Consider the following 25,330-nt stretch of genomic DNA (forward strand, 5'->3'; position numbering starts at 1 on the left):
AACGAGGCTTAGTTTATGGAACTACTTACACCGGATTTCGGTACGTTCTTTTGGATGCTGGTGTCCTTCATCATCGTCTTTGTCATATTGGCTAAATTCGGCTTTCCCGCATTGGTCAATATGGTAAATGAGCGTAAGCAATACATTGACGATTCGTTGAAGTCGGCACGTGAAGCCAATGAGAAACTATCGCATATCAAAGAAGAAAGTGAATCCATTTTGGTTGAAGCCCGCAAAGAGCAAGCACGTATCCTGAAGGAAGCCATGGACACTCGTACGCAAATCGTCAACGAAGCGCGTGACAAGGCCAAGGCTGAAGGAGGGCGTTTGTTGGAAGAAGCGCGTAAACAAATCCAGAAAGAAAAAGATGATGCCATCCGCGATATCCGTAAACAGGTGGCAGAGTTGTCGGTAGAAGTTGCTCAAAAGGTTCTTCGTAAACAACTCTCGAGCGAGGTGGAACAAAATGGAATGATCGAACGCATGCTCGATGAAGTTTCCGATTCTAAAAAGTAATGAGCCATGAACATAGGAGTAATCTCAAACCGCTATGCAAAAGCATTGTATCAGTATGCCGCTGAAGGTCAATGTGAGAAACAAGTCTATCGTGAAATGATGACTTTGGCTGACAGCTATCTGCAAGTACCCGCTTTGCGTAAGGCGCTGGATAATCCTTTGCTTTCGGTGGCTGAAAAGACTGATTTGCTTTGCAATGCTTGTGGAGGCAAAGTCAGTCCGCAGACCAAGCGTTTTTTCATGTTGGTCCTTACAGAGCACCGTGAGAAGTTCATGCAGTTCATGGCTGTTGCTTACATAGACCTTTATCGCAAGAAACACAACATCCTTATCGGACGGTTGATTACGGCGATACCGGTCAGTAAAGAAATCGAAGACCGCATGAGAGCCATGATTGTAAAAGGTACTCAAGCAACTGTCGAATTTGAGACACAGGTGGAGCCTTCCATCGAAGGTGGATTCATCCTTGATGTAGACTTCAACAGACTGGATGCCAGTGTGGCTACACAGTTCAAACGTGTTCATCGGCAGTTTATGGAGAAGAATAGAAGAATTGTATAATTAAACAAGTAAACATGTCTGAAAATATAAAACCCAGCGAAGTCTCCAGTGTCTTGCTTGAGCAGTTGAAAGGCATTGATACCAGCCTTCGGTTTGAGGAGGTGGGTACGGTGCTTCAGGTAAGCGATGGCGTAGTCCGTATCTATGGACTTCGTAACGCCGAGGCTGAAGAACTACTTGAGTTTGAAAATGGAGTAAAAGCCATCGTGATGAACTTGGAGGAGGACAATGTGGGCGCCGTGTTGCTCGGACCGACTGATAAGATTAAGGAAGGTATGGTTGTGAAGCGTACCGGACGTATTTCTTCCATTCTGGTGAGCGAGAACATGTTGGGCCGCGTTGTGAATCCTTTGGGCGAACCCCTTGATGGCGAGGGTGAGATTGGTGGCGAGATGATTGAGATGCCACTTGAGCGTAAATCGCCTGGTGTCATTTTCCGTCAGCCTGTAACTGAACCCTTGCAGACTGGCTTAAAAGCAGTAGACTCCATGATTCCTATTGGTCGTGGGCAGCGTGAGCTGATCATCGGCGACCGCCAGACGGGAAAAACATCTATTGCAATTGACACGATCATCAACCAACGTGCCAACTATGAAGCCGGGAAACCTGTTTATTGCATCTATGTGGCAGTAGGTCAAAAAGGCTCCACCGTGGCCAATATTGTAAACGTTTTGCGCGAAAAAGGCGCCATGCCTTATACAGTGGTGGTTTCGGCTACAGCTGCTGACCCTGCTGCATTGCAGTATTTTGCACCCTTTGCCGGTGCCGCCATCGGTGAATATTTCCGTGATACAGGCCGACACGCATTGGTTGTCTACGATGACTTGTCCAAACAAGCGGTTGCCTATCGTGAAGTTTCATTGATTCTGCGTCGTCCCTCCGGACGTGAAGCTTATCCGGGAGATATCTTCTACCTGCACTCCCGTCTGTTGGAGCGTGCTGCGAAAGTAATCCAACAGCAGGAAGTGGCAGAACAGATGAACGACCTTCCGGCAAGTTTGAAGGGACGTGTCAAGGGAGGCGGTTCACTAACCGCATTGCCTATTATCGAAACACAGGCAGGAGACGTCTCGGCATATATCCCGACTAACGTCATCTCTATTACCGATGGTCAGATATTCTTGGAGACTGACTTGTTCAACCAAGGTTTCCGTCCTGCGATCAATGCCGGTATATCTGTATCTCGTGTGGGTGGTAGTGCTCAGATCAAAGCAATGAAGAAAGTAGCCGGAACCTTGAAAATAGACCAGGCTCAGTATCGTGAATTGGAAGCATTCTCCAAATTCAGTAGTGATGTCGATCCGGTAACAGCAATGGCACTCGATCGTGGACGTAAGAATAATCAATTGCTTATTCAGCCTCAGTATTCACCGATGCCAGTGTCTGAACAGATTGCCATCCTTTACTGCGGAACGAAGGGGCTGATGAAGGATATTGAGGTGAGTCAGGTTCATGAATTCCAGGATGCCTTTCTGGAGAATTTGCGGGCAGCCCACCAGAAAGATGTGCTGGATGTGCTTGCAACAGGTGTAATAAATGATGATGTAACCAAGATTATCACAGACGTTGCAGCAGCCATTTGTCTGAAATTAAAACGATAAGTTATGGCTTCACTGAAAGAGATAAAAGGAAGAATAGGATCAGTGCAGAGTACGTTGAAGATAACATCTGCAATGAAGCTTGTCGCGTCGACCAAACTGCGACGGGCACAGACTGCTATTGAGAATATGCTTCCTTACGACCGACAGCTGAGCACCATCCTGCATAACTTCCTGGCAAGTGGCGTGACGGTGGAATCTCCTTTCACCGAAGAACGTCCTGTCGAACGTGTGGCAGTGGTGGTGGTAGCGTCGAATTCCAGTCTCTGTGGCGGATTTAACAGCAATATTATCCGCAAAGCTGACAGTGTGCTGGCTGATTACGTGCATAAGCTGGGGAAAGACCGGCTGCTGGTATTTCCTGTCGGACGTAAGGTTGCTCAGGCACTGGGTAAACGTTTTGATTTGAGCGAAGATTTCAAGATGATTGGTGATAAGCCGGCTTATAAACAAGCTTCGGAATTGGCCGAACACCTGATGAATCTTTTTCTTCAAAAAGAAATAGACAGGGTTGAGCTTATCTATACGCATTATAAATCAACTTCTACACAAATCGTGACCCATGAAACGTTTCTTCCATTAGCTCTCAATTCCGGTAGTGAAGGGGAGGAGAGTGCTTCGGCTCAAGATTATATTGTTGAGCCTTCTCCGGAAGAACTGGTTGCACGATTGCTGCCTAAGACTTTGAGAATGAAGATTTATACAATCTTGTTGGATTCAAATGCTTCAGAGCATGCAGCGCGTACAGTGGCAATGCAACAGGCTACCGATAATGCAAACGAGTTGTTACAAGAGCTTAATCTGATGTACAATAAGGGACGTCAGCAAGCTATTACCAGCGAATTGCTTGACATTATTGGTGGTTCAATGAACTAATGTATAAAAGCAGGAATATCGAATTGAAGGTGATTTCATGGTTGAAATCAGGCTGCAATTCATATTCCTGCTTTTATTGTGTATCTCTTTTTCCGTCAAAAGATGTGTTAGAGTAGGGGGGGCAAGGTTCTAGACTTTAAAATCCTGAAACATACGGGTGCTCAAATACTTCTCTGCACGATCGGGAAATACGACAACGATATTGCCGCGGTCAATCCTCTCAGCAGTACGCATGGCAGCCAGCATGGCTGCGCCGCTACTCATTCCTGCAAATATTCCTTCACTGATAATAATGCGGCGTGCTGTGGCTATCGCTTCTTCACTTTCAATCATTTCCTGAATATCAATCTTTGAAGGGTCATAAATGGCAGGAACAATTGCTTCTTCCATGTTCTTCAGCCCTTGGATATAGTGTCCCTTTACCGGATGGGCGCACACAGTCTGGATATCTGGTTTCATCATTTTCAGGAAGCGGGAGAGTCCCATGATGGTACCTGAAGTTCCCAATGCGCATACCAGATAATCGATTTGTCCGTTCATCTGTTGCCAGATCTCTAAGGCAGTGCTTTCATAATGTGCCTGATAGTTGCATGCATTGGAGAATTGGTCAGGCATAAAATATTTATCCGGTTGTTCCTGTACCAATCGTCGTGCCATGCGGATGGCTCCATCGGTGCCTTCTTCAGCCGGTGTAAGGCGGACTGTGGCACCATAAGCACGAATAATCTGTCTCCGTTCGACAGAAACAGCACTACTCATGACTATTTCTACGGGATATCCTTTTATGACACCTATGATAGCCAAGCCGATACCGGTGTTGCCCGAAGTCGGTTCAATAATTGTTTTCCCTGGAGTGAGCAGTCCATTGCGTTCTGCATCTTCAATCATTTTCAGAGCAATCCGGTCCTTGATACTCCCTGTAGGATTAAATCCTTCCAACTTAGCAAATATCGAGACATTTGGATTGGGTGAAAGCCTATTGATGCGTACCATCGGAGTTTGTCCGATAGTTTCCAGAATGTTGTTGTAATACATCTCGTCAGTTCGTTGTAAAATTTGTATTTAGCATACATTTATAGTCTCATAAATGCATGATTCTTTTTCTCTCTTTTGAATGTTTACAGTCAATTGTCCACCACGATAGTTCCCAATTGCTTTCCCGTTTCTTTAGATACATAATGGTAACGGAAGGAAACATTGTGCTCTACAAAATAGCGCATATCAGGAGTATTGGCTATTTGTTCCGCCATTCGGCGACAACCTTCCGGACTATCATCCACACCACTTCTCAACACACTGTCAGGGGCCCCGTGTAAAGAATAGTAATAGTGGATTGCATTTTCATGTACCCAATAGGCTACACTGTCCAACTGCGTATATGCATCAATGGTTTTGGGACAGCCTCGGTTGACCTCATCTACAGAACGTGCGCAACGCTCTTGCGGGCTTTCCTTGCATGCTGCAAACATAAATGTCAGGCAGCCTAGCATGAAGAATGGTAATATTTTCATAATTATTTTCTATGATATGTATAAGGAATGGCTAAGATACAGTGTTTTTTGATATGTACATCCACAAAAATGAGTAATTTTGCAACTGTAAAATCATTTGGTTGCAATGACTGATGCAGGATTATTTCCTTTGTCTTGAGGTCATCTGCTTTATTTTTGTTTACACTATGGTATTTGATAAGGAAGCACGCATAGAACGTGCAAAAAGCTTATTTCTGTCAGGATTCAATTGTTCGCAATCGGTAGTTGGTGCATTTGCAGATATCTATGGTTTTACCCAGGAACAAGCCATGCGTATGTCTGCCTCCTTTGGTGGAGGAATAGGGCGTATGCGACTGACGTGTGGAGCAGCATGTGGAATGTTTATGCTTGCCGGACTGGAGACTGGAGCTACGGACCCTCATGACCGGGAAGGTAAAGGAGCAAACTATGCCTTGGTCCAACAATTGGCTGCGGAGTTTAAGTCACGCACCGGTTCCATCTGCTGTGCTGAGATGCTTCGCTTGCGTAAGGATACTCCTATCGTATCAACTCCAGAAGAACGCACTCCGGAATATTATGCCAAGCGTCCTTGTGTGCGGATGGTAGAATTGGCAGCTCGTTTATGGGCAGAATGTTACGAAAACATGAAAAAACAGGATAGATAATAGGGTATAGGTTGTTTTTGTTATTCTAATATTAGGTTATTAGTATTGAAATATCTAATTTTGAGGCGATTTTAGAGAAAAGGCAATTAATGAGAAGCCTAAGGAGCTTCTTTATGTATAACTAAAAGGTATAATTATGTTGAAAGAAAAAGCTGGAAACGTGGCTGGTATCATTTGGAATGCCCTTAATGGGACAGAAGGTCTTACACAAAAGCAAATCAAGAAAGCTGCAACTTCAAAATTGTTGGATAAAGATTTTTTTCTTGGCTTAGGCTGGTTACTAAGAGAGGATAAAGTGGTAGTGACAGAGAAAGACGGAGAACTCTTTGTTCAACTGACTGATAACGATTGATTCTGTAGAGCTTATTCTCTGCATGGTTATTAAAAGGAGTGTGCATGTGCACTTCCTTTCAAACTTTCTATCCAGATGTTTTAAACGGGAAGGAGACGACAGCTTTCTTCCCGTTTGATGTATCAGGATGTTTCATAATAGGATAGAAGCAATAAAAAAGGAGCTATCTACCATGATAACTCCTCAAATTCCTTTTGTCGGGGTAGCGGGATTCGAACCCACGACCCCCTGCTCCCAAAGCAGGTGCGCTAACCGGACTGCGCTACACCCCGAACTGTCGAAACACTTTATTGTCAAAAAGCGTCTGCAAAGGTAGGTGTTTTTTTGTAATATACAAACTTTGGTATGCTTTTTCTTAAGAACGTTCTGTAAATGTCTTAAAATGATTCTTGCAATACTGGACGAGATACCGTCTGTAAAGTGACTCAATACTTTCCCCAAAGAAACTTTATGGTTGCAGGAAAACACTTTCATGGTTGCAGGAAAACGTATCTGGCTTTCATCACATGTTTTATGGGATTTGCTGAATATCTTCATTTCAAATTATAATGAGTATTATGTTTAATATAAAGGCGGAAATAGATTTTTTCCCAGTATAAGCGCATCTCCTATTGCTCTCTCTAAAAACAAAACCGTATTTGGGTATTATCCCCAAATACGGTTAAATCAAGCTAGAACAATTCAATTGCCAATTGTTCTTCTCATTTTTCTTCTTGATAGTTGATATTCAATTCATCCAGAATTTTTAATGCCTTATCTAATACAGTCGTGTCATCCAATTGGACAATGCCTCCATTAGGTCCTGGTTCAATATGAAGTCCTACACTCTTACCATCTTTGAAGTTTTGTCCTCCAAAGAAATTGCGGACTGTATCGACAGACAAATTCAGTTCATCGGCAATTCTATGCATGCTTCCATCGGGTAATGAATCTTTGATTCTACGAAGTTCATTAAATGTAATTGTCCTTTCCATGATATTACAAGTTTAAAGAATAAATACTTGAGTGAATGAATTACGGAATAAAAATAGCAAAAGATTTATTGACATGCAAAGAAATGTGACAATATTATGTCTACCGGATGAAAAATCAGAAACCGGAAAGTTTCCACAATACGCCTATCAGTTGAACAAATCCTGTTAAAATCAGTATATTACCCAAGAAAAATATATCAGATATTGCATATCCACTACGGGTGTAACGCTCCGTAATCCACGTAGCCTTTTGTGAGGATAATTTATAATCGAGCAGGATAAACAGAAAATAAACAATTACGGCCAATATGCCACCATAAAGAATATCAAAAATAATTATAACCTTCAACAAAGGGAGCATGAAATAGAGCAGTATGCCTTCTAATAAGGTAATAAGCAACAAAGAACGACTGCGAAAAAGGCACAACGAAAATACCAATATTGCAGCACTCATGCCTACAGCCTTTGAATATTCAGAACTTTCAACTCCAATGATATATTCTTTTGCAAGGTCTGATGTATAATAGACAAGTAACAACAGCAATCCTATCGTGCTTAAGATAGAAATTCCCCTTTTTAATGAATTGTTTCGGAGTAGTATTATGAACCATGACAGCAATAAAGGGATATACAAGTAGATGCAGGAAAGGAGTTCAATCAGCTCCTTTCCTATCCATCCACTTATATGTCCTAAAATAATCACTGCGTTATAAAGATTCAAATGATTTCCATAACTTCACGTGGTATCCATCCTATGCTGCCATCTTCCAGCTGAATTTCACACCACTCCTTCATTGTCGAGTCCTTGATGAGCACTTTATGTCCTTCATGGAGGATAAACAAATCGGTACCACCTGTATCCGGGGTGCTTTTTGCCGTCACGCTAGGACTCATAATGATAGCGGACTGTCTGTTGACCAACAGATCCTTTTGTTGGAACGCACACACATTTGCAGCAATTATTATTACTATGCAGACCGCAGTTCCTATAAATCCAACCTTCCGCCATACTAAATTCTTCCCAAATATATATATGCCCAAGCATATAAGTGCCAGAATGAACGTAATAACACCCACTCTAGCCCAGCCGTCTGTTCCCAAGCAGTTGCGCAGGGAAGTAAACCAGCTCGTCAAAAAGAATGTATTAACAGTATCAACTTTGTCTATCGTATTATTCCGCGCCATCTCCAAGTTAAAACGTATGTCGCTGTCTCCCGGATTGAGCAAGTGGGCACGTTCATAGTTTAGCACAGCATGTGCTATGTCCTTATGTTTATAATAGCTGTTGCCCAAGTTATAATAGATATCTGCCGATTCGCCTTGTTGTGCTAAAAGCTGCTCATAAAGCCCGATTGCCGAAATATAGTCTTGTTTTGCATAAGCGCTGTCAGCCAGTGCTTTTGTCACATTCTGATCAAATGCAGATTTCTCAGCTGGAGCAGATGCCTCTATTTGAGTCGAGTCTGTCTGTGCCTTTTCAGATGACTGTTCTTGTGCCTGTAAAGAAATCACAGGCAGACAAAGAAGAATAGCCATATAAATAATATTTCTCATATATAGGTTCTATCGATTTAATGTTTGAAACTGTCTTCTATTTTACTAATGATAGTTACTGCAGAGGAATATACTTTATCCATCGCTTCACTCTCATCTCCCGGAGCGTAACGAGCAAATTCACAGTCGTTCAGTGTATCCATAAATTCCTTAATCAGTTCATCTGATACCGCTGCCCGTTTTAGTTCTGAATCGATATTATCTTTCGACAACTCTGATACTGGGATATTAAGCTTATCGCTAATGTAGCCCCATAGCGCTTTCAGTACCTCATCATAAAACTCGTTTTTCTTGCCTTGGTTCATTAGAGAACCAGCCAGTTTCATCCGTTTCACAGCCATCTTATTGGCCTTCTTCGTACGGATCTTTGCTGTGTTTGCATTTTCCAATGCTTGTTTCCGCCCCATAATAATGAGAGCAATAAACAATGCCAATGGAATAATGTACCAAAGGTAATAAGCCATAGAGCCAAAGAAAAAGTCACCTCGCTGTTTGAATGTCGTGTCACCCAGCTTAATATAAAGAATGTCTTTTCCCAAGCGCTTGATGTCTTCTTTATTTGTAAAATCCGCAAGTACCTGACTGGCATCTCCCTTACCCTTCTCAACATTGAGTTCATAGGCTTCTGTCGTCAAGGTCTTGTAACTGTTGGTTTTCAAATCAAAATAAGAGAATTCAACAGCCGGTATAGTATATTTTCCCGGATGACGAGGTATAGCAAGGTACTCAAACACCTTATTTCCACTCAAGCCTGATTGGGTCAATGAAAATTTGTTATCTATCTTCGGATCATAAATCTCAAAGTCTGAAGGGAATTTGACTTCCGGAGTATCGATGAGTTTCATATTTCCTGTACCAGACAGGACTATCTTTACTGTCACAGCATCTCCAGTCTTTACATTCTTGGAATTGATGGATGATGTGAGTGAAAAATTGCCGACCGCTCCACCAAATGATGCCGGTTTATTGTCAGGCAAAGGAAGCACTTCAATGCTGACTTTCGGAGTGACAACTGGTTTGCGAACAGAAACATACGCTGAACTACCATTAAAGAAGGCATCAAAGGGATCGATGTTTCGATTAGGTTGTTCGATAACACCTGTGTAAGTTATAGATGGAACCTCTAACTTTCCTGTCTGTTGCGGAAAGAGAACATATTGACTCCATACAATGGTTTTGTAATTACGCCCCCGATAGTGCTCAAGCGAGAATGTTTTGTTTCGTGGCAATGGAACCTCTTGGGTATGAAAACCCTTCAAGTCCGGCATTTTCCCTCCTTGAAGCTCTGTCAGATTAAGAGTCGTATAAATCTTATAAGTCAATAAAACGGCTTCCTGTTCATGTACCTTTGATTTGCTAACCGTAGCCGTCATAAACAGGTCGTTGTTGGATATATTTTGAGAAACTGACGTCCCCCGTTGAGAATTGGAGTTCCCTCTTCCATTCCCTCCAATTCCATTACTTTGATCCGGAGGTAATACTTTAACTGTGACAGAATTGGATTTATACTCCTTCCCGTCTACTTTGATTGATGCACCAGGGATGTTAAAAGTCCCTTCCTTTGTAGCAGCCAATACATAAGTGTAGGTAATAGAGCTTGAAGAAGACATATTACCATTAATGATTTGTGCGCTAGTTTGTTGTGAGCGGCTAGGTCCCATCAGTACATCGAAGTTAGTGATAGAAGGTGCTCTGAATTCCTTCACGTTCATCGTATTTACAGTAAACGTGAGTCGGAACTGTTCACCATTCACCACTACATCCGGCGCATGGGTCGTGAACTCTACATTATCAGCCCACGTCGTACCGATGCTCACCATCCATAGCATTACAAGGAAGACTATTTTTTTCATTTCGCTATTACTTAATTATATAATTACCAATCTTTATCATATTTCTTACCTCGCATTTGAAGGTTCTTCTTTACCTTTTCCTGCACATTCTTTTCATCCTGCATGACTGCATTCAACAGTTGTTCAGCATTCTCTTTTGACATTTGATCTTTGTTTTCTTGCTGCTGTTGATTCTTGTTTTCCTGCTGCTTCTGGTCCTGATTCTGTTTGTCTTGTTTCTGTTCTTGCTGTTTCTGCTTATCTTCCTTTTGGTCCTGACCATTTTTATCCTGTTGTTGGTCCTGCTTTTGGTTCTGCTGTTGATCTTTCAACATCTTTTGAGCCAAGGCCAGATTGTAGCGAGTCTCATTATCCGTCGGGTTATTACGTAACGATTGTTTATAGGCTTCGATACATTGAGGATACTGTTTACCAGACTGCAAAATGACACCGGCATTATGATAGATTTTTGCCAATTTGGTTTTATTGGTCTCAATCTTGGATGCTGTCTCATATTGCTTCATAGCCTCTTGCGCTTTCTGCTGCATGAGCAAAGCATTCCCCAAGTTATATAAAGCTTCTGTAGATTTTGGATTTGCATCCAATGCCTTTCGGTATTCCACTTCTGCCTTGACAAATAAGCTGTCATTGTACAGTTTGTTGCCACGACGGATGTGGTCGCGTTCGCTTTTCTGTGCCATCACACTAGTCGACGAGCAGATGACCAGCAGGAAGATTCCAATGTATTTTATATGTTTCATATCCTTAATATCCATATCTCTGTCAACGAAATAGTTTGATATTCTTAAATAGAGGATTCTTCTTATCAAGTACCACCACTTCAATGATGAGAAGTACTATAATAATCCATGCTAAAGCCGGGAACTGTTCATTATAGTTCGAATAGACTGTACTTTCCAAATCGCTCTTTGTCAGCTTATCTATTTCCTTTTGCAATAATGACTGTGCAGAACTGGAATTATCTACTCGAATATAAACCCCATTGCCTGCCTGCGCTACTTCCCGGCACATTTGTTCATTTAGCCGAGTTACGATAACATTTCCTTGGTTGTCTTTCCGATAGTCATTACTTCCTTCCAAAGGTATCGGTGAACCATCAGGAGAGCCTATACCCAGCACAAAGACTTTCATCCCTTTGGATGCAGCTTCTTTCGCAGCTTCTACAGCCCCACCTTCATGGTTCTCACCATCCGTTATGACAATAATGGCTCTTCCAACTTTCTCTTGGGGAGTAAAGCTCTTTATGGCTAGTCGTATCGCTTCGCCGATGTTGGTGCCTTGGCTGCTGATTAACGAAGGCGTTATTGATTCCAAAAACATCTTGGCCGAGATATAATCACTTGTGATAGGCAGTTGGGTGAAAGCATCTCCAGCGAAAACAATTAATCCTACCTTATCATCATTAAAATTACTTACCAGACGTGATATCAGGCTTTTTGCTTTTTCCAAGCGACTCGGGACAACATCTTCAGCCAGCATGGAGTTTGAAATATCAAGGGCAATAATCGTTTCAATGCCACTTCGCTTCACCTTTTCCAGTCTCGTGCCGAATTGGGGCCTAGCCAACATGACTATGGAAAGTCCTAAAGCAATCCACAGTACCCAGAACTTAAAGACCGGTCGATGCGCAGAAGCTTCGGGCATTAACATACTCAAAAGCTCCGGATCACCATATTTACGCAATCGTTTAGTACGGCGATAGTTTGAATAGAAATAGAATATAGCCACAAATGGCAATATTATCAATAAATACAGGACGTTAGGATCTGCAAATCGAAACATAATCAGTTCTCCTTTTAATCGATTTTAAGGTATTCGTTTTAAGATAGAATTGCGAAGAATGACCTCCAGCAAAATAGATACAACCAATATCCACGCAAACAGCTGATAGTCATCTTCCCGTTTACTAAACTCCTTGACATTCAATTTTGTCTTTTCCAACTTATCAATCTCTTGATATACTTCCTCTAATTTAGCATTACTACCAGCACGGAAATAATTTCCATTGGTTGTTCCTGCTATCTGCGTTAGAGTCTGTTCATCAATCTCAACAGGAACCTGCATATACTGCACGCCTGCATAAGTCGGTACAGGATAGGGAGCTGTTCCATTTGTTCCTACGCCAATCGTATAGATACGAATCCCGAAGCTCTTGGCTATTTCTGCTGCCGTCAGAGGTGAAATATCTCCGGCATTGTTGGTTCCATCAGTCAGAAGGATGATAACCTTAGACTTTGCTTTACTGTCTTTCAAACGAGATACGGCATTAGCTATTCCCATTCCTATTGCAGTTCCATCAGATATAAGTCCTCGTTGAGCAATATCGCACTTTATGTTTTGAAACAAATTTAATAAAACAGCATGATCTATAGTAAGTGGGCACTGTGTAAAGCTTTCGCCTGCAAATATCGTCAAGCCAATATTATCATTAGGACGTCCATTGATGAATTGCGACGCAACTTCTTTCGCAGCTTCCAACCGATTAGGTTTTAAGTCCTCGGCCAACATACTGGTTGAAACATCGACTGCCAACATAATATCAATACCTTCCACTTCAGTATTTTGCCAGTTATCAGTAGTTTGTGGACGTGCCAATATGATTACTAACATCGTAAATGAAAGTAAACGCAACAGGAACGGTGCATGTAGAAGATAAACTTTATAACTTTTCGGCGCAGAAGCATACATGTGGGTGTCTGACACTTGAAGTGTCGGCGACGTCTTCCCTTTAGACAGAATGTACCATAATATATAAGGTATAAGTAAGAGAAGCAGAAACAGATATTCTATATTCGCAAAAGTCATGTCCTTCTAAATTAAAAGCATAAATTATAAATATCACGAATCACCACTACCAGCATACCTACAATGGCAACAACCAATATGATAATGGAAGACAACAATGCAATCTTGGCATATCGAGAGCGTTTCTCTTCTACCGTAATCTCTGTAGGGATAGGCTTGGCATTCGGATCTTGCTCAATCTTAGTCTGATTAATAAAATCAATGGCATTGATCAGGTTCATATCATTCTCATTCATCAAGGGATGATGTTTGGCAAACTTGACGAGATCAGCTGTTTCAAATAGGCCTTTCAGTTCGTCGATAAGCTTCTGATCCTTTTCTTGAAGCAGACGATCAATTATTTCCGAAGAAGTCATCTCCAAGGCATTGAATCCAAATCTTTCCTTAATATAAGTACGGATAGTATCAGTCAGTTCTGTATAATAAGCTTTTGATTCTCCGCTTTGCCGCCAACTCTTATCAGCCTTAATTCGTTCAATTTCGTTCAAAGCCTGTTGATGTGGTGGCAATTTAGGTTCAACCTTGATGGTACGTAGGATAGGCTTATTATCCTTATAGCGTATAACCAGATAAACTACCAAGATAACAAGAGGTATGACAAAGAGGGACAGCCAAATAACTAAAGCCCAATCACTCCATACAAAAGGAGCTTCCATAATCCCTTTCGGTCCGAAGAACTGTTCCGGATGAGCTTCATCAATAGGTACAGGCAGCGTAAGTACTTTTAATACCAAACTCTTTGATTGATAAGGTTTTCCGTCAACAGCTACTACAAACGGAGGTATGTAGTAGAATGCTGAATCGAAAGAGGTTACCAGATATTCCTGCGTTACGAGTAAACGCTGTTTATTATTAAGGTATTGCGTATCCGGTTTAGCAATATCAAGCACCTCTATCCCATGTACTAAAGTATCCCGTATGACCGGTAAAACCATTTTCTGATGAGCATCAAGACTCACTTCGAGTCTAACTTTTGTCTGTTCACCAATAAGTATTTGCATCGAATCAATTGAAGCCTCTACGGTTACATTTTGTGCTTTAACCGATAAGGGCAAAAGCATAACCAAAATTCCCCAAAAGGCTTCTTTCAATCTCTTATGTAGAACTAGTCTATTCATGTCAGCTACGTTTTGCAAACAAGTTTAATAATGATTTCACGTAATCCTGATCCGTACGTATGGATACAGAGTCTACCTTACTTTTTGTAAATATCTCGTGCAAAGTTGTTTGCTTTGATATCCACCAATCATGGTGTGCTTTTCTTAAAGCTTTAGAAGAAGTGTCAATATACTGCATGTGTCCCGTCTCTGCATCCCGTACTTTCATCAAGCCCACATCGGGTAAGTCTTCAATTCGTCGATCGTAGACTTGTATGGCAACGACATCATGTTTACGATTTGCAACGACCAAGGCATTGCGAAAATCATCATTTGTGATGAAGTCACTTAATATAAAAGCTGTGCAGCGCTTCTTTATGACATTCGTCAGATACTCGACCCCCTCTTTCAAGTTAGTGCGTCTACTTTTCGGCTGAAAGTCGATAAGCTCACGGATGATATAGAGAATATGTTTACGCCCTTTTTTAGGTGGAATGAATTTCTCTATTCGATCTGAGAAAAAAATGACACCGATTTTATCGTTATTTTGAATAGCTGAGAATGCCAATGTTGCAGCAATCTCAGTTACCATATCACGTTTCATCTGTTTGATTGTTCCGAAATCCAAGCTTCCTGAGACATCCACTAACAACATCACAGTCAACTCTCGCTCTTCTTCAAATACCTTGATGTAGGGCTTGTGGAAACGGGCTGTCACATTCCAATCAATGTCTCGCACATCATCGCCATACTGATACTCACGAACTTCCGAAAAAGCCATACCTCTACCTTTGAACGCAGTGTGATATTGTCCGGCAAAAATATTGCTAGATAGCCCGCGAGTCTTTATCTCAATCTGGCGAACCCGCTTTAAAAGTTCGTTTGTCTCCATTATTTTTAAGTATCTGATTAGGGTACCTCAACTCGGTTCAATATCTTGCTGATGATTTCTTCAGATGTAACGTTTCCCGCTTCAGCTTCATAAGTTAAGCCTATACGATGCCTCAATACATCATGGGCAACCGCACGTACATCTTCCGGAATCACATAACCTCTGCGTTTGATAAATGCATAAGCACGTGCTGACAATGCCAAGTTGATAGATGCACGCGGCGAGCCTCCAAACGCAATCATATCCTTCAATTCCTTCAAATCGTATTTATCCGGATAACGGGTTGCAAAAACGATATCGGCAATATATTGCTCGATCTTTTCATCCATATAAACTTGACGTACAATGTTGCGTGCTTCCAAAATGTCTTCGCTGCGTAAGATAGGGCGTACCGTAATCTTTTCCCCTGAAATGTTTTGGCGGATAATCTTCTTTTCCTCTTCCAATTTAGGATAATCGATCACAACCTTCAGCATGAAACGGTCGACTTGTGCTTCCGGAAGAGGATAAGTACCTTCTTGTTCTATGGGGTTTTGTGTGGCAAGTACCAGGAAGGGTTCTGGCAATTGAAAAGTCTCTTTACCTAAAGTAACCTGACGTTCCTGCATCGCCTCCAACAGAGCACTTTGGACTTTTGCCGGTGCACGGTTGATTTCATCAGCTAAGACAAAGTTCGCAAATACCGGTCCCTTATTAACAAGGAAACGCTCTTCTTTTTGACTGTATATCATGGTACCTACCACATCGGCAGGCAACAAGTCCGGAGTAAACTGTATACGGCTATATTTTGCATCAATCAAAGATGCCAATGTTTTAATAGCCAAAGTTTTTGCTAATCCAGGAACGCCTTCCAACAAAATATGTCCGTCAGATAACAAGCCAATTAACAGTGATTCTACCAAGTGCTTTTGCCCAACAATCACCTGATCCATTCCTGTCACCAAATTTGTAACAAAGGCACTTTGTTTTTCGATTCGCTCATTTAATTCACGAATATCAATTGCTTCAGCCATAATTCTTTTTTGTTTTAGTGTTCTATTAGTCTTAAGTTTTCAATTCCTGTCAAGAGCCTGTTGCTCTTGTTAGGGTTGTCCAAAAGTATAGCTTATAATTAACAGGGACAACTAATTTTTACTAAAAAAGTTTCTCAAATACTAGATTTTAAAAGTATTTGCAATCCAACCATATAAACGTAAGAAAGTCTTAAAACCCTATCTAATGCTTTTACCAACCCGGACCTCGCATAAGAGGGTGCAATCCGAGACCGGATTGTACCCCAATTATTGCATTCTTTTTGATTAATTAGCTAGTTATCTTTGTTCATTTTTTAAAGAGGTCACTCTACGACTGTTCCATAGAGATCAAAATCATCAGCTGAGGTTATTTTAACCTGGTAAAAGTCACCTATTCGGAGCTCTTTGTTCTCAAGAGCTATGAGAACTTCCGGATCCACCTCAGGGGAATCATATTCTGTTCGTCCGACAAAATAATCTCCCTCGATACGATCTATAATAACTTTAAATATTTGACCGATTTTTGCAGCTCCTAATTCAGCTGATATATCCTCTTGTATAGCCATGAGTTCATCCAAACGTTGACGCTTGACATTCTCAGGCACATCATCCTCATAATGTTCTCCTGCATACGTCCCCTCTTCCTCTGAATAGGCAAATGCTCCCATTCGGTCAAACCGAACATCACGGACAAATCTTTTCAATTCCTCAAAATCATCTTCAGTTTCTCCAGGAAATCCAACCATTAAAGTCGTACGTAAATGAATCCCTGGGACTTCCCGGCGAAACCGTTCAATGAGTTGATAAGTCTCTTCCTTATTAACATGTCGGCGCATACGAGCTAAAACAGGCGTACTAATATGTTGTAAGGCAATGTCCATGTACTTACAAACATTTTTGTGCTCACGCATCACACGAAATAGGTCGTCGGGGAAATGAGAAGGATAGGCATAATGTAAACGTATCCATTCGACCCCATCAACTTCGGCCATGCGTTCAACCAGCTCTGCTATTTTTTGTTCTTTGTATAAGTCTACACCATAGTATGTCAGTTCCTGAGCAATCACTTGAAATTCTTTAACGCCCTGTGATACCAACCATTTAACTTCTTCTATGATATCTTCTATTGGGCGTGATACATGATGACCAGTAATAATTGGGATGGCACAATAAGCGCATTGCCTATCACAGCCTTCTGATATTTTCAGGTAAGCATAATGACCGGGTGTAGTTAAGGTACGTTCCTGCTGAAGTTCTGGATGATACGCCTTACCTAGATCTTGCAGTAATTCTGTCCAATTAAATTTACCATAAAACTTGTCGACTTGAGGTATTTCTACTTGTAGCTCCTTCAAATACCGTTCCGAAAGACATCCCATCACATAGAGATGACGCAATCGGCCCTCTTCCTTCGCTTCACAAAACTCCAAAATCGTATTGATGGATTCTTCTTTAGCATCCCCTATAAAACCGCAAGTATTTATTACGGCGATTTCACCAGTCGGATGCTCCGAATCATGAGTAACCTTATAACCGTTGGCACGCAACTGCCGCAATAACTTTTCTGAATCTACAAGATTCTTTGAACACCCGAGGGTGATGATATCTATCGTATTTCTTCTCATTTATTACTTCCAAATAGCGAATCAACAAACTCCATTCGATTAAATAACTGTAAGTCTTCCATTCCTTCTCCTAAACCTATATATTTCACAGGTATCTTGAATTGGTCTGATATACCTATAACGACACCTCCTTTGGCTGTACCGTCCAATTTAGTAATGGCCATAGCAGTTACTTCTGTTGCTAACGTGAACTGTTTTGCTTGTTCAAAGGCATTTTGACCAGTAGAACCATCCAGCACCAATAAGACTTCAGCCGGAGCATCAGGAATGACTTTTTTCATTACATTCTTAATCTTCGTCAACTCGTTCATCAAGCCAACTTTATTGTGCAATCGTCCGGCTGTATCAATAATTACAACATCTGCATTATTTGCTACAGCAGAACTTAAGGTATCAAATGCGACAGAAGCCGGATCGGCCCCCATTTTCTGCTTGATAACAGGTACACCGACGCGATCTCCCCAAATAACCAATTGCTCTACAGCAGCGGCACGGAAAGTATCCGCTGCACCTAGATACACAGATTTCCCAGCTTTCTTGAACTGATAAGCCAATTTGCCAATAGTGGTTGTCTTACCGACGCCATTGACACCTACTACCATAATAACATACGGCTTTTTATCGATTGGAATATCAAAATTCACAGCATCAACAGCATTATTCTCGGTCAATAACGCTGCGATTTCTTCTTTCAATATCTTATTGAGCTCTTCCGTGGTTACATATTTGTCACGTGCTACACGCTCCTCAATACGCTTGATAATCTTTAAGGTTGTTTCAACACCAACGTCAGAAGTTACCAACACCTCTTCCAGATTGTCTAACACTTCATCGTCGACCTTTGATTTGCCAGCCACAGCGCGCGCGATTTTCGAGAATACGCTTTCCTTTGTCTTCTCCAGACCTTTATCTAAGGTTTCTTTCTTTTCTTTAGAGAAAAAACTGAATAATCCCATACAAATGTTTTTAAGTGATACTTGCCACAAAGATAAACATTTTCAGCAAATGATACAATGAAGCAAAAACCATAATAAAAAGTGGGCGATTGGACATTGTACATCGGATAGTTCTCCATAAAACAACACTTGCCTGTAGGCCGGAGTGCCTTACACTCTGCCTGCAAGCAAGTGCCAATATTTTATCAGATGGAGAACTGTAATTTATGTTCTAAGATCCCTTTTCCCTTTCAATATTTAATATTCAATGTCTGTAAAATCTGTCGCATCTTCTCATAGGTCGTAATACGTGTAGGTACCAATGGCAGACGTAACCGATTTTCAATAAATCCCATAGCGTTCAACATGGCTTTTACACCTGCCGGATTCCCATCCACAAATAACAAATTAAACAGTTCTGTAAATCTATGATGAATAGTCAAAGCATTGGCATAATCCCCTTGTAATGCCAGACGCGTCATTCTACTGAACTCACGAGGAAACGCATTTCCGATAACGGAAATAACCCCTACTGCACCTAAAGTTATCAAAGGAAAAGTTATACCATCATCTCCGGATATAACATCAAAGTTATCAGGCTTATTCTTGATGATATCATCCATTTGCGTAATGTTCCCTGAAGCTTCTTTAATAGCAATCACATTCGGAAAATCACGGGCTATGCGTAAGGTCGTTTCTGCAGTCATATTTACTCCTGTACGACCTGGAACGTTGTAAAGAACGATGGGCAAATCTGTTGCAGTAGCTATTGCTTTATAGTGCTGATAAATACCTTCTTGAGACGGCTTATTATAATAAGGAACAACAGACAATATTGCATCAACACCCGTAAAGTCATCCTGCTTCAAGGAATCAATAATAGCTTGCGTATTATTTCCTCCACAACCGAGCAATATAGGCACACGCCCATTAACACGTTCTATGACAAGACGCTTGATTTCATTTTTCTCTTCTGTCGTTAAAGTGGGGGTCTCAGCCGTCGTTCCTAAAACACAAAGGAAATCAGCTCCATTTTGCAGGAGGTAATCTACCAAACGAATTAAGGCGGCATAATCCACACTCCCATCCTCTTTGAATGGAGTTATCAATGCAACCCCCATCCCTCTAAATTGCCGATGTATCATAGATATATTATAAATCCGTATTTAATTGACCGCAAAAATACTAAAAACGCTAAAATACTTACTCTATGAGCTTCAAAAAATCATCTTCATTGACAATTTTTATACCCAGCTTCTTTGCTTTTTCCAATTTGCTAGGCCCCATATTATCTCCGGCCAGTATAAAAGAAGTCTTCGAAGAAATACTACCTACGTTTTTGCCTCCATGTTGTTCAATCAGCGCTTTATATTCATCACGCGAATGATGAATAAATACACCGCTAATGACAATGGACATGCCTTTTAGTTTCTCGGTCTGTCCTTGCAGTGTTTGTTCGGACAAGCTCATCTGCACTCCGGCTCTTTTTAATCGTTCGATAAGTAAGCGGTTATTTTCATTGGAGAAATAAAGAATTACACTTCTAGCAATCTTTTCTCCAATTTCATCAACATGAATAAGTGTATCCAATGTGGCATGAGACAATTCCTCGATGTTTTTGAATACACGTGCCAGTTTTTTTGCAACCGTTTCTCCAACAAAGCGTATGCCTAATGCAAAAAGCACTCGTTCAAAAGGAACATTACGTGAATCCTCTATACCCTTGATAATGTTGTCAGCAGATTTTTTTCCCATACGTTCCATACGGCAAATAGCATCAGCTTGCAGATCATAAAGGTCGGCTATGTCCCTAATTAATCCATGTTGATAGAATTGGTCGACTGTTTCTGGACCTAAACTGTCTATATTCATTGCCCGACGGCTGATAAAATGTTCAATACGGCCTTTAATTTGAGGAGGACAAGCAATATCATTCGGGCAATAATAGGCAGCTTCTCCTTCATAACGAATCAAAGGAGTCCCACATTCCGGACATGTAGTAATAAACTGCACTTTTGTACTATCTGATTGCCTGGAGGCTATATCTACACCCGTAATTTTAGGGATTATCTCTCCTCCTTTTTCCACATAAACCATATCACCGATGTGCAAATCCAGATTTGCAATAATATCTGCATTATGCAGGGATGCCCTTCTCACCACGGTGCCTGATAACTGTACAGGCTCCAAGTTGGCAACTGGCGTAATGGCTCCCGTACGGCCTACCTGAAAACTGACGGAATCCAAACGGGTTATCGCACGTTCCGCCTGGAATTTATAGGCAATGGCCCAACGAGGGGATTTTGCGGTGTATCCCAAATTACGTTGTTGGTGCAATGAATTTACTTTCAAAACAATACCATCTGTCGCTACGGGGAGATTCTTTCGTTCTGTATCCCAATATTTGATAAATGAAAAGATTTCTTCCAGCGTATGACATTTACGTGCGACATGGGAGATTTTGAATCCCCAACGTTCTGCCATCTGTAAATTCTCAAAATGTCCATCACTTGGCAAATTCTCGCCCAACATATAATATAGGTAGGCATCTAGCTTACGCGATGCGACTACAGCAGAGTTTTGCGATTTTAGCGTCCCAGAAGCTGCATTACGAGGATTGGCAAATAATGGTTCTTCCCTCAACTCTCGTTCTCGATTTAAGCTGTCAAAAACCTCCCAAGGCATTAAAATCTCACCACGCATCTCAAACGATTGCGGATAACCTTCACCTTTAAGTATTAAAGGAATAGAGTGTATCGTCTTGACATTGTCCGTTACATCGTCTCCCTTTTCACCGTCTCCACGAGTTACAGCTTGCACAAGTCTGCCATTTTCATAAAGCAATGATATCGAAGTTCCATCATATTTCATTTCGCAACAAATCTCAAAATCTTCTCCTTCCAACCCTTTACGCACACGTTCATAGAAGTCTGTGACTTCCGCTTCCGAATAAGTATTTGCCAAGGATAGCATAGGGTACTTGTGATAAACTTGCTGGAAATCTTTATTCAAATCACTCCCAACACGCATGGTTGGCGAATTTGGGTCAGCTATTTCCGGATGTTTTGCCTCCAGATCCTGAAGCTCACGCATTAAGGAATCAAACTCTTGGTCGGTTATTACGGGAGCATTCAAAATATAATAGTTGTAATTATGTTCGTGCAATTCGTTTCGTAGTTGCAATATGCGTTCTTGTTCTGTCATAAAATTAGCAAATTGAATTTTAATGTTAGGTGAGCAAAGTTACAACAAAAAAGCCAACAGACTATGAGCTGATAAGAAAGATAGATGAATTTCCAATGAAGAAAATTCCCATTGACCGATATCTTTTTCGTATTTTTGCACGAAAAAGATTTTAATTGCGATAATGAGAATAGATATAATCACCGTTTTACCGGAAATGATAGAGGGCTTCTTTAATTGTTCGATTATGGCGAGAGCCCAAAAAAAAGGATTGGCCGAGTTCCATCTTCACAACTTGCGAGATTATACACTTGACAAACACCGTAGGGTTGATGATTACCCGTATGGGGGATGTGCCGGTATGGTTATGCAAATTGAACCTATTGATCGTTGTATCTCAGCGTTAAAAAGTGAGCGAAACTATGATGAAGTGATTTTCACAACACCTGATGGTGAGCAATTTGACCAAAAAATGGCAAACGCATTATCGCTAACTGAGAACCTGATTATATTATGCGGACATTTTAAAGGTATTGATTATCGCATCCGTGAACATCTTATAACCAAAGAAATCAGTATTGGAGATTATGTTTTGACAGGAGGAGAACTGGCTGCTGCCGTGATGGCTGATGCTATTGTACGTATCATTCCGGGAGTAATCTCCGACGAGCAATCTGCTTTATCAGATTCTTTCCAAGACAACCTGCTGGCTCCGCCTGTTTATACCCGCCCGGCAGAATACAAGGGCTGGCGTGTTCCTGATGTATTGTTATCGGGTCATGAACGTAATATCCGTGATTGGGAATTGCAACAGTCTATTGAAAGAACTCGTCTTCTACGACCCGATTTGCTTAAATAATATCTATTCACTCTATTATATAGTACAGATAAATTGCATGAGAGCATATTCAAGAATATATTTGATCATAAAATACAATAAGGTATAAAAAAGTCCCCCAACAACAGCTAGAGGACTCTTCATAAAATTTAGATGATTAACATTCCAAAGCTCCAATAATGTCAGTGACTGATTCAAAATGATGGCGATCCAAATAGTCATTAATACCATCAATCACTTTCAAAGAAACCGTTGGGTCTATAAAATTAGCTGTTCCTATTTGTACGGCGGTAGCACCGGCTAACAGAAATTCAATAGCGTCACGCGCATTCATGATGCCTCCTAATCCAATTATTGGAATCTTAACTGCCTTACTAACTTGCCAGACCATTCGGAGTGCTATTGGTTTAACCGCTGCACCACTCAAACCACCGGTAATAGTTGATAGTATAGGGCGACGCCGTTCTGCATCAATAGCCATGCCCAAGACAGTATTTATGAGCGAAACACTATCAGCTCCACCGTCTTCTACAGCGCGTGCAATCTCTGTAATATCAGTCACATTGGGGGATAATTTTACAATTAGAGTCTTATTATAGACTTTTCGTACAGCTTTTACTACTTCGTTAGCTCCTTTAGCAGTCACTCCGAAGGCCATGCCTCCTTGCTTTACATTAGGGCAAGATATATTTAATTCAATGGCAGGAATACCGGATAATTCATTGATAATTTCGGCTGTCTTCATATAACTCTCTATATCGGACCCCGATACATTCACAATCATATTAGTTTGTATATCTTTTATCTTGGGATAAATATGATTTACAAAATAATCTACACCTTTGTTTTGAAGACCTACGGCATTCAACATTCCAGAAGGGGTTTCTGCCATGCGGGGATAGGGATTCCCTTCTCGATGATTAAGGGTAGTTCCTTTAACAATGATTCCTCCCAATTGTTCCAAACTAAGAAAGTCTGCGAACTCAATACCATAACCAAAAGTACCCGATGCCGTCATTACCGGGTTGTTCATATTAAGATGATTTATTTTTACATTTAAATTTGCCATAACAATCGTTTTATATTAAACACAGGACCTTCCTTACATACGCAGACATTGCCTTCATCCTTGAGATTCTCAACACAGCATAGACAAGCGCCTACTCCACAAGCCATATGGTTTTCGAGGGATACTTCGCATTCTATTCCATTTGCTTTGGCAAACTTGGCAACAGAAACCATCATCGGTTTGGGACCACAGGTATAAATCATATCAAAACGTTCATTTTGGAGTATCGAATGTTGGGTCACGTAGCCCTTTTCACCCTGGCTTCCATCTTCGGTTGTTGTATATACCTTACCGTATTTTTCGAATTCTTCCAATTGCAATAAATCTTTGCTGGAACGTGCTCCCAAAAGGAATGTTGGCTCAAAACCTCTTGATTTGAGTTGCTCTCCCAAATAAAGCATGGGAGCAGTTCCAACTCCCCCACCGATTAACAGAGTCTTCAAATGTATATTTTCTGGGATTGTGAATCCCTTTCCAAGAGGATAGACTACATTTATCAGATCTCCTTTTTTCGCTTGTGCGAGATGCTTGGTTCCTTCGCCCACGAGTTGAATCAGAAACCAAATCTCATTCTGCTTTTTGTCAATAAAATTCACGGATATGGGGCGTCGCAGAAAAGTAGCGGGAGAATTGTCTACGCGAATTTCTGCAAACTGTCCGGGGCACATCTCCGGTAAAGAACCTGTAGGAGTCAGTTTCAATAAAACATAGTTAGCATGTAGGCGGATATTTTCCGTAACCGATAAATCTTGAATGTATTTCTTCATCATAGAAAAAACTGTATTATATACTCTGTGGGCAAAGATACGTATTTTGCTTCATACCGTAAATATGCATTTATAACGAATGAAGGGTAATAAATCTCTATTTAGAAGGAGTCAAAGTTTCATAGGTACCATCATCATAAAAAATACGAACTTCTACAATCTTTCGAGGAGGTCGTTCTATATAGCGAACACTTTCCATCGAAGGGATATTTTCAGGCTTTCCGGGCGTATTTTCTATTTCATTTATATCATCTGCAGGGAAAAGTTCATTCATAACAGGCGCAATGATTTGCCCCTCTCCATTTTCTGGACTGTTTATCAAGTTACTTTCATGTACAGTTCCTTTTTCGCCTTTTCCATAGAGTAGCCATTCCAAATGGATTCCAGGATAAGCTTGATTAATCTTCATAATAACATCTAGACTAGGATTATTTCTTCCTGTCAGAATGTGTGATAAAGAAGCTTGCTTCACTCCAATAATCTTGGCAAACTGAGAAGAAGTAACTTTAGCTTCTCTCATAATTTCTTCTATCCGCTCTTTCATTTTGCAAATTCTCTAAGATGTTACAAATGTAAATAGGTGAGATTAAATATCCAAATTTGTCTATAACAAAAATAAAATATATTTGTATAGACTAATGATTGCATTTGTATTACGTACTTA

At 40.9% G+C, this 25,330-nt stretch carries 26 protein-coding genes and 1 tRNA gene; 7 read left to right on the plus strand and 20 right to left on the minus strand.

The window, feature by feature from the left end:
• The first annotated feature begins 15 nt into the window (after nt 1–15).
• Genes atpF through M3087_RS08330 form a run of 4 tightly spaced genes read left to right on the plus strand, consistent with a single transcriptional unit; the run spans nt 16 to nt 3,551 of the window.
• Nucleotides 16–516: a F0F1 ATP synthase subunit B gene (gene atpF / locus M3087_RS08315; protein ID WP_022385289.1), complete on the plus strand. Its 501-nt coding sequence runs from the start codon at nt 16–18 to the stop codon at nt 514–516.
• Nucleotides 517–522: 6 nt separating this feature from the next.
• A complete protein-coding gene (locus M3087_RS08320) occupies nt 523–1,077 on the plus strand; it encodes a F0F1 ATP synthase subunit delta (protein WP_022385288.1) in 555 nt (184 codons plus the stop codon).
• A gap of 14 nt (nt 1,078–1,091) precedes the next feature.
• On the plus strand, nt 1,092–2,678 hold the full coding sequence (atpA, locus tag M3087_RS08325; protein ID WP_022385287.1) for a F0F1 ATP synthase subunit alpha: 1,587 nt from the start codon (nt 1,092–1,094) through the stop codon (nt 2,676–2,678).
• 3 nt (nt 2,679–2,681) lie between these two features.
• On the plus strand, nt 2,682–3,551 hold the full coding sequence (locus M3087_RS08330) for a F0F1 ATP synthase subunit gamma (RefSeq protein WP_022385286.1): 870 nt from the start codon (nt 2,682–2,684) through the stop codon (nt 3,549–3,551).
• A gap of 129 nt (nt 3,552–3,680) precedes the next feature.
• Here M3087_RS08330 and M3087_RS08335 read toward each other — a convergent pair whose 3' ends face one another.
• Together M3087_RS08335 and M3087_RS08340 are read right to left on the minus strand one after the other, a co-directional pair.
• On the minus strand, nt 3,681–4,586 hold the full coding sequence (locus M3087_RS08335; RefSeq protein WP_022385285.1) for a PLP-dependent cysteine synthase family protein: 906 nt from the start codon (nt 4,584–4,586) through the stop codon (nt 3,681–3,683).
• Between the two features lie 89 nt (nt 4,587–4,675).
• Nucleotides 4,676–5,062 carry a hypothetical protein gene (locus M3087_RS08340; RefSeq protein ID WP_022385284.1) on the minus strand — a complete coding sequence of 129 codons (387 nt, stop codon included), beginning with the start codon at nt 5,060–5,062 and terminating at the stop codon, nt 4,676–4,678.
• Between the two features lie 167 nt (nt 5,063–5,229).
• On the opposite strand from M3087_RS08340, the gene M3087_RS08345 reads away from it, so the two are divergent.
• Nucleotides 5,230–5,709, plus strand: coding sequence for a C-GCAxxG-C-C family protein (locus M3087_RS08345; RefSeq protein ID WP_249094965.1), 480 nt, complete (start codon nt 5,230–5,232; stop codon nt 5,707–5,709).
• A gap of 136 nt (nt 5,710–5,845) precedes the next feature.
• Entirely contained in the window at nt 5,846–6,061 is a 216-nt protein-coding gene (locus tag M3087_RS08350) for a winged helix-turn-helix domain-containing protein (protein ID WP_022385282.1), read from the plus strand.
• Between the two features lie 197 nt (nt 6,062–6,258).
• Here M3087_RS08350 and M3087_RS08355 read toward each other — a convergent pair.
• The 15 genes from M3087_RS08355 to ligA form a co-directional block, all read right to left on the minus strand.
• A tRNA-Pro gene (locus M3087_RS08355) sits at nt 6,259–6,333 on the minus strand.
• Between the two features lie 429 nt (nt 6,334–6,762).
• On the minus strand, nt 6,763–7,035 hold the full coding sequence (locus tag M3087_RS08360) for a hypothetical protein (RefSeq protein ID WP_022383543.1): 273 nt from the start codon (nt 7,033–7,035) through the stop codon (nt 6,763–6,765).
• Nucleotides 7,036–7,150: 115 nt separating this feature from the next.
• Nucleotides 7,151–7,738: a hypothetical protein gene (locus M3087_RS08365; protein ID WP_022383544.1), complete on the minus strand. Its 588-nt coding sequence runs from the start codon at nt 7,736–7,738 to the stop codon at nt 7,151–7,153.
• 14 nt (nt 7,739–7,752) lie between these two features.
• Nucleotides 7,753–8,589: a tetratricopeptide repeat protein gene (locus tag M3087_RS08370; protein WP_022383545.1), complete on the minus strand. Its 837-nt coding sequence runs from the start codon at nt 8,587–8,589 to the stop codon at nt 7,753–7,755.
• Nucleotides 8,590–8,606: 17 nt separating this feature from the next.
• Entirely contained in the window at nt 8,607–10,442 is a 1,836-nt protein-coding gene (locus M3087_RS08375; RefSeq protein WP_022383546.1) for a BatD family protein, read from the minus strand.
• 23 nt (nt 10,443–10,465) lie between these two features.
• Complete coding sequence (locus M3087_RS08380; protein ID WP_410796953.1) at nt 10,466–11,182, minus strand: tetratricopeptide repeat protein; 717 nt, start codon at nt 11,180–11,182, stop codon at nt 10,466–10,468.
• 22 nt (nt 11,183–11,204) lie between these two features.
• Nucleotides 11,205–12,224, minus strand: a complete 1,020-nt coding sequence (locus M3087_RS08385) for a VWA domain-containing protein (protein ID WP_249094956.1) — start codon at nt 12,222–12,224, stop codon at nt 11,205–11,207.
• A gap of 24 nt (nt 12,225–12,248) precedes the next feature.
• The gene (locus M3087_RS08390; protein WP_022383549.1) at nt 12,249–13,247 is read right to left on the minus strand and encodes a vWA domain-containing protein; all 999 of its coding nucleotides are present in this window, start codon (nt 13,245–13,247) and stop codon (nt 12,249–12,251) included.
• An 11-nt stretch (nt 13,248–13,258) separates the two neighbouring features.
• On the minus strand, nt 13,259–14,365 hold the full coding sequence (locus M3087_RS08395) for a BatD family protein (RefSeq protein ID WP_410796955.1): 1,107 nt from the start codon (nt 14,363–14,365) through the stop codon (nt 13,259–13,261).
• Nucleotide 14,366: 1 nt separating this feature from the next.
• Nucleotides 14,367–15,236, minus strand: a complete 870-nt coding sequence (locus tag M3087_RS08400; protein WP_022383551.1) for a DUF58 domain-containing protein — start codon at nt 15,234–15,236, stop codon at nt 14,367–14,369.
• 17 nt (nt 15,237–15,253) lie between these two features.
• On the minus strand, nt 15,254–16,249 hold the full coding sequence (locus M3087_RS08405) for an AAA family ATPase (RefSeq protein ID WP_022383552.1): 996 nt from the start codon (nt 16,247–16,249) through the stop codon (nt 15,254–15,256).
• Between the two features lie 323 nt (nt 16,250–16,572).
• The gene (gene rimO / locus M3087_RS08410) at nt 16,573–17,874 is read right to left on the minus strand and encodes a 30S ribosomal protein S12 methylthiotransferase RimO (protein WP_022383553.1); all 1,302 of its coding nucleotides are present in this window, start codon (nt 17,872–17,874) and stop codon (nt 16,573–16,575) included.
• Nucleotides 17,871–18,830, minus strand: coding sequence for a signal recognition particle-docking protein FtsY (gene ftsY, locus M3087_RS08415; protein WP_106484903.1), 960 nt, complete (start codon nt 18,828–18,830; stop codon nt 17,871–17,873). The genes rimO and ftsY overlap by 4 nt, the downstream gene beginning before the upstream one ends.
• Nucleotides 18,831–19,060: 230 nt before the next feature.
• A complete protein-coding gene (gene dapA, locus M3087_RS08420) occupies nt 19,061–19,954 on the minus strand; it encodes a 4-hydroxy-tetrahydrodipicolinate synthase (protein WP_022383555.1) in 894 nt (297 codons plus the stop codon).
• Nucleotides 19,955–20,012: 58 nt separating this feature from the next.
• Nucleotides 20,013–22,013, minus strand: a complete 2,001-nt coding sequence (gene ligA / locus M3087_RS08425) for an NAD-dependent DNA ligase LigA (RefSeq protein ID WP_022383556.1) — start codon at nt 22,011–22,013, stop codon at nt 20,013–20,015.
• A 163-nt stretch (nt 22,014–22,176) separates the two neighbouring features.
• Here ligA and trmD point away from each other — a divergent pair, with 163 nt between their 5' ends.
• Nucleotides 22,177–22,851 (plus strand): tRNA (guanosine(37)-N1)-methyltransferase TrmD, encoded by a 675-nt coding sequence (gene trmD / locus M3087_RS08430; protein ID WP_022383557.1) that lies wholly within the window; start codon nt 22,177–22,179, stop codon nt 22,849–22,851.
• Between the two features lie 136 nt (nt 22,852–22,987).
• On the opposite strand, the gene M3087_RS08435 is transcribed toward trmD, so the two are convergent.
• The 3 genes from M3087_RS08435 to M3087_RS08445 form a co-directional block, all read right to left on the minus strand.
• The gene (locus M3087_RS08435) at nt 22,988–23,899 is read right to left on the minus strand and encodes a dihydroorotate dehydrogenase (RefSeq protein WP_106484907.1); all 912 of its coding nucleotides are present in this window, start codon (nt 23,897–23,899) and stop codon (nt 22,988–22,990) included.
• Nucleotides 23,887–24,666 (minus strand): dihydroorotate dehydrogenase electron transfer subunit, encoded by a 780-nt coding sequence (locus tag M3087_RS08440; RefSeq protein ID WP_249094971.1) that lies wholly within the window; start codon nt 24,664–24,666, stop codon nt 23,887–23,889. Before M3087_RS08440 ends, M3087_RS08435 begins: the two co-directional genes overlap by 13 nt.
• A 97-nt stretch (nt 24,667–24,763) precedes the next feature.
• Nucleotides 24,764–25,210 (minus strand): helix-turn-helix domain-containing protein, encoded by a 447-nt coding sequence (locus M3087_RS08445; RefSeq protein ID WP_106484908.1) that lies wholly within the window; start codon nt 25,208–25,210, stop codon nt 24,764–24,766.
• Nucleotides 25,211–25,330: the final 120 nt, after the last annotated feature.

It is taken from the genome of Mediterranea sp. ET5 (assembly GCF_023337025.1).
GTDB lineage: Bacteria > Bacteroidota > Bacteroidia > Bacteroidales > Bacteroidaceae > Phocaeicola_A.

Coding starts and splice junctions, on each gene's coding strand:
- M3087_RS08370 (WP_022383545.1), bottom strand. CDS start 8,589: ATGAGAAATATTATTTATATGGCTATTCTTCTTTGTCTGCCTGTGATT.
- M3087_RS08390 (WP_022383549.1), bottom strand. CDS start 13,247: ATGACTTTTGCGAATATAGAATATCTGTTTCTGCTTCTCTTACTTATA.
- M3087_RS08330 (WP_022385286.1), top strand. CDS start 2,682: ATGGCTTCACTGAAAGAGATAAAAGGAAGAATAGGATCAGTGCAGAGT.
- M3087_RS08350 (WP_022385282.1), top strand. CDS start 5,846: ATGTTGAAAGAAAAAGCTGGAAACGTGGCTGGTATCATTTGGAATGCC.
- M3087_RS08445 (WP_106484908.1), bottom strand. CDS start 25,210: ATGAAAGAGCGGATAGAAGAAATTATGAGAGAAGCTAAAGTTACTTCT.
- atpF (WP_022385289.1), top strand. CDS start 16: ATGGAACTACTTACACCGGATTTCGGTACGTTCTTTTGGATGCTGGTG.
- M3087_RS08395 (WP_410796955.1), bottom strand. CDS start 14,365: ATGAATAGACTAGTTCTACATAAGAGATTGAAAGAAGCCTTTTGGGGA.
- M3087_RS08375 (WP_022383546.1), bottom strand. CDS start 10,442: ATGAAAAAAATAGTCTTCCTTGTAATGCTATGGATGGTGAGCATCGGT.
- M3087_RS08320 (WP_022385288.1), top strand. CDS start 523: ATGAACATAGGAGTAATCTCAAACCGCTATGCAAAAGCATTGTATCAG.
- M3087_RS08380 (WP_410796953.1), bottom strand. CDS start 11,182: ATGAAACATATAAAATACATTGGAATCTTCCTGCTGGTCATCTGCTCG.
- trmD (WP_022383557.1), top strand. CDS start 22,177: ATGAGAATAGATATAATCACCGTTTTACCGGAAATGATAGAGGGCTTC.
- M3087_RS08360 (WP_022383543.1), bottom strand. CDS start 7,035: ATGGAAAGGACAATTACATTTAATGAACTTCGTAGAATCAAAGATTCA.
- ligA (WP_022383556.1), bottom strand. CDS start 22,013: ATGACAGAACAAGAACGCATATTGCAACTACGAAACGAATTGCACGAA.
- M3087_RS08440 (WP_249094971.1), bottom strand. CDS start 24,666: ATGAAGAAATACATTCAAGATTTATCGGTTACGGAAAATATCCGCCTA.
- rimO (WP_022383553.1), bottom strand. CDS start 17,874: ATGAGAAGAAATACGATAGATATCATCACCCTCGGGTGTTCAAAGAAT.
- dapA (WP_022383555.1), bottom strand. CDS start 19,954: ATGATACATCGGCAATTTAGAGGGATGGGGGTTGCATTGATAACTCCA.
- atpA (WP_022385287.1), top strand. CDS start 1,092: ATGTCTGAAAATATAAAACCCAGCGAAGTCTCCAGTGTCTTGCTTGAG.
- M3087_RS08335 (WP_022385285.1), bottom strand. CDS start 4,586: ATGTATTACAACAACATTCTGGAAACTATCGGACAAACTCCGATGGTA.
- M3087_RS08435 (WP_106484907.1), bottom strand. CDS start 23,899: ATGGCAAATTTAAATGTAAAAATAAATCATCTTAATATGAACAACCCG.
- M3087_RS08340 (WP_022385284.1), bottom strand. CDS start 5,062: ATGAAAATATTACCATTCTTCATGCTAGGCTGCCTGACATTTATGTTT.
- M3087_RS08400 (WP_022383551.1), bottom strand. CDS start 15,236: ATGGAGACAAACGAACTTTTAAAGCGGGTTCGCCAGATTGAGATAAAG.
- M3087_RS08385 (WP_249094956.1), bottom strand. CDS start 12,224: ATGTTTCGATTTGCAGATCCTAACGTCCTGTATTTATTGATAATATTG.
- M3087_RS08405 (WP_022383552.1), bottom strand. CDS start 16,249: ATGGCTGAAGCAATTGATATTCGTGAATTAAATGAGCGAATCGAAAAA.
- M3087_RS08345 (WP_249094965.1), top strand. CDS start 5,230: ATGGTATTTGATAAGGAAGCACGCATAGAACGTGCAAAAAGCTTATTT.
- ftsY (WP_106484903.1), bottom strand. CDS start 18,830: ATGGGATTATTCAGTTTTTTCTCTAAAGAAAAGAAAGAAACCTTAGAT.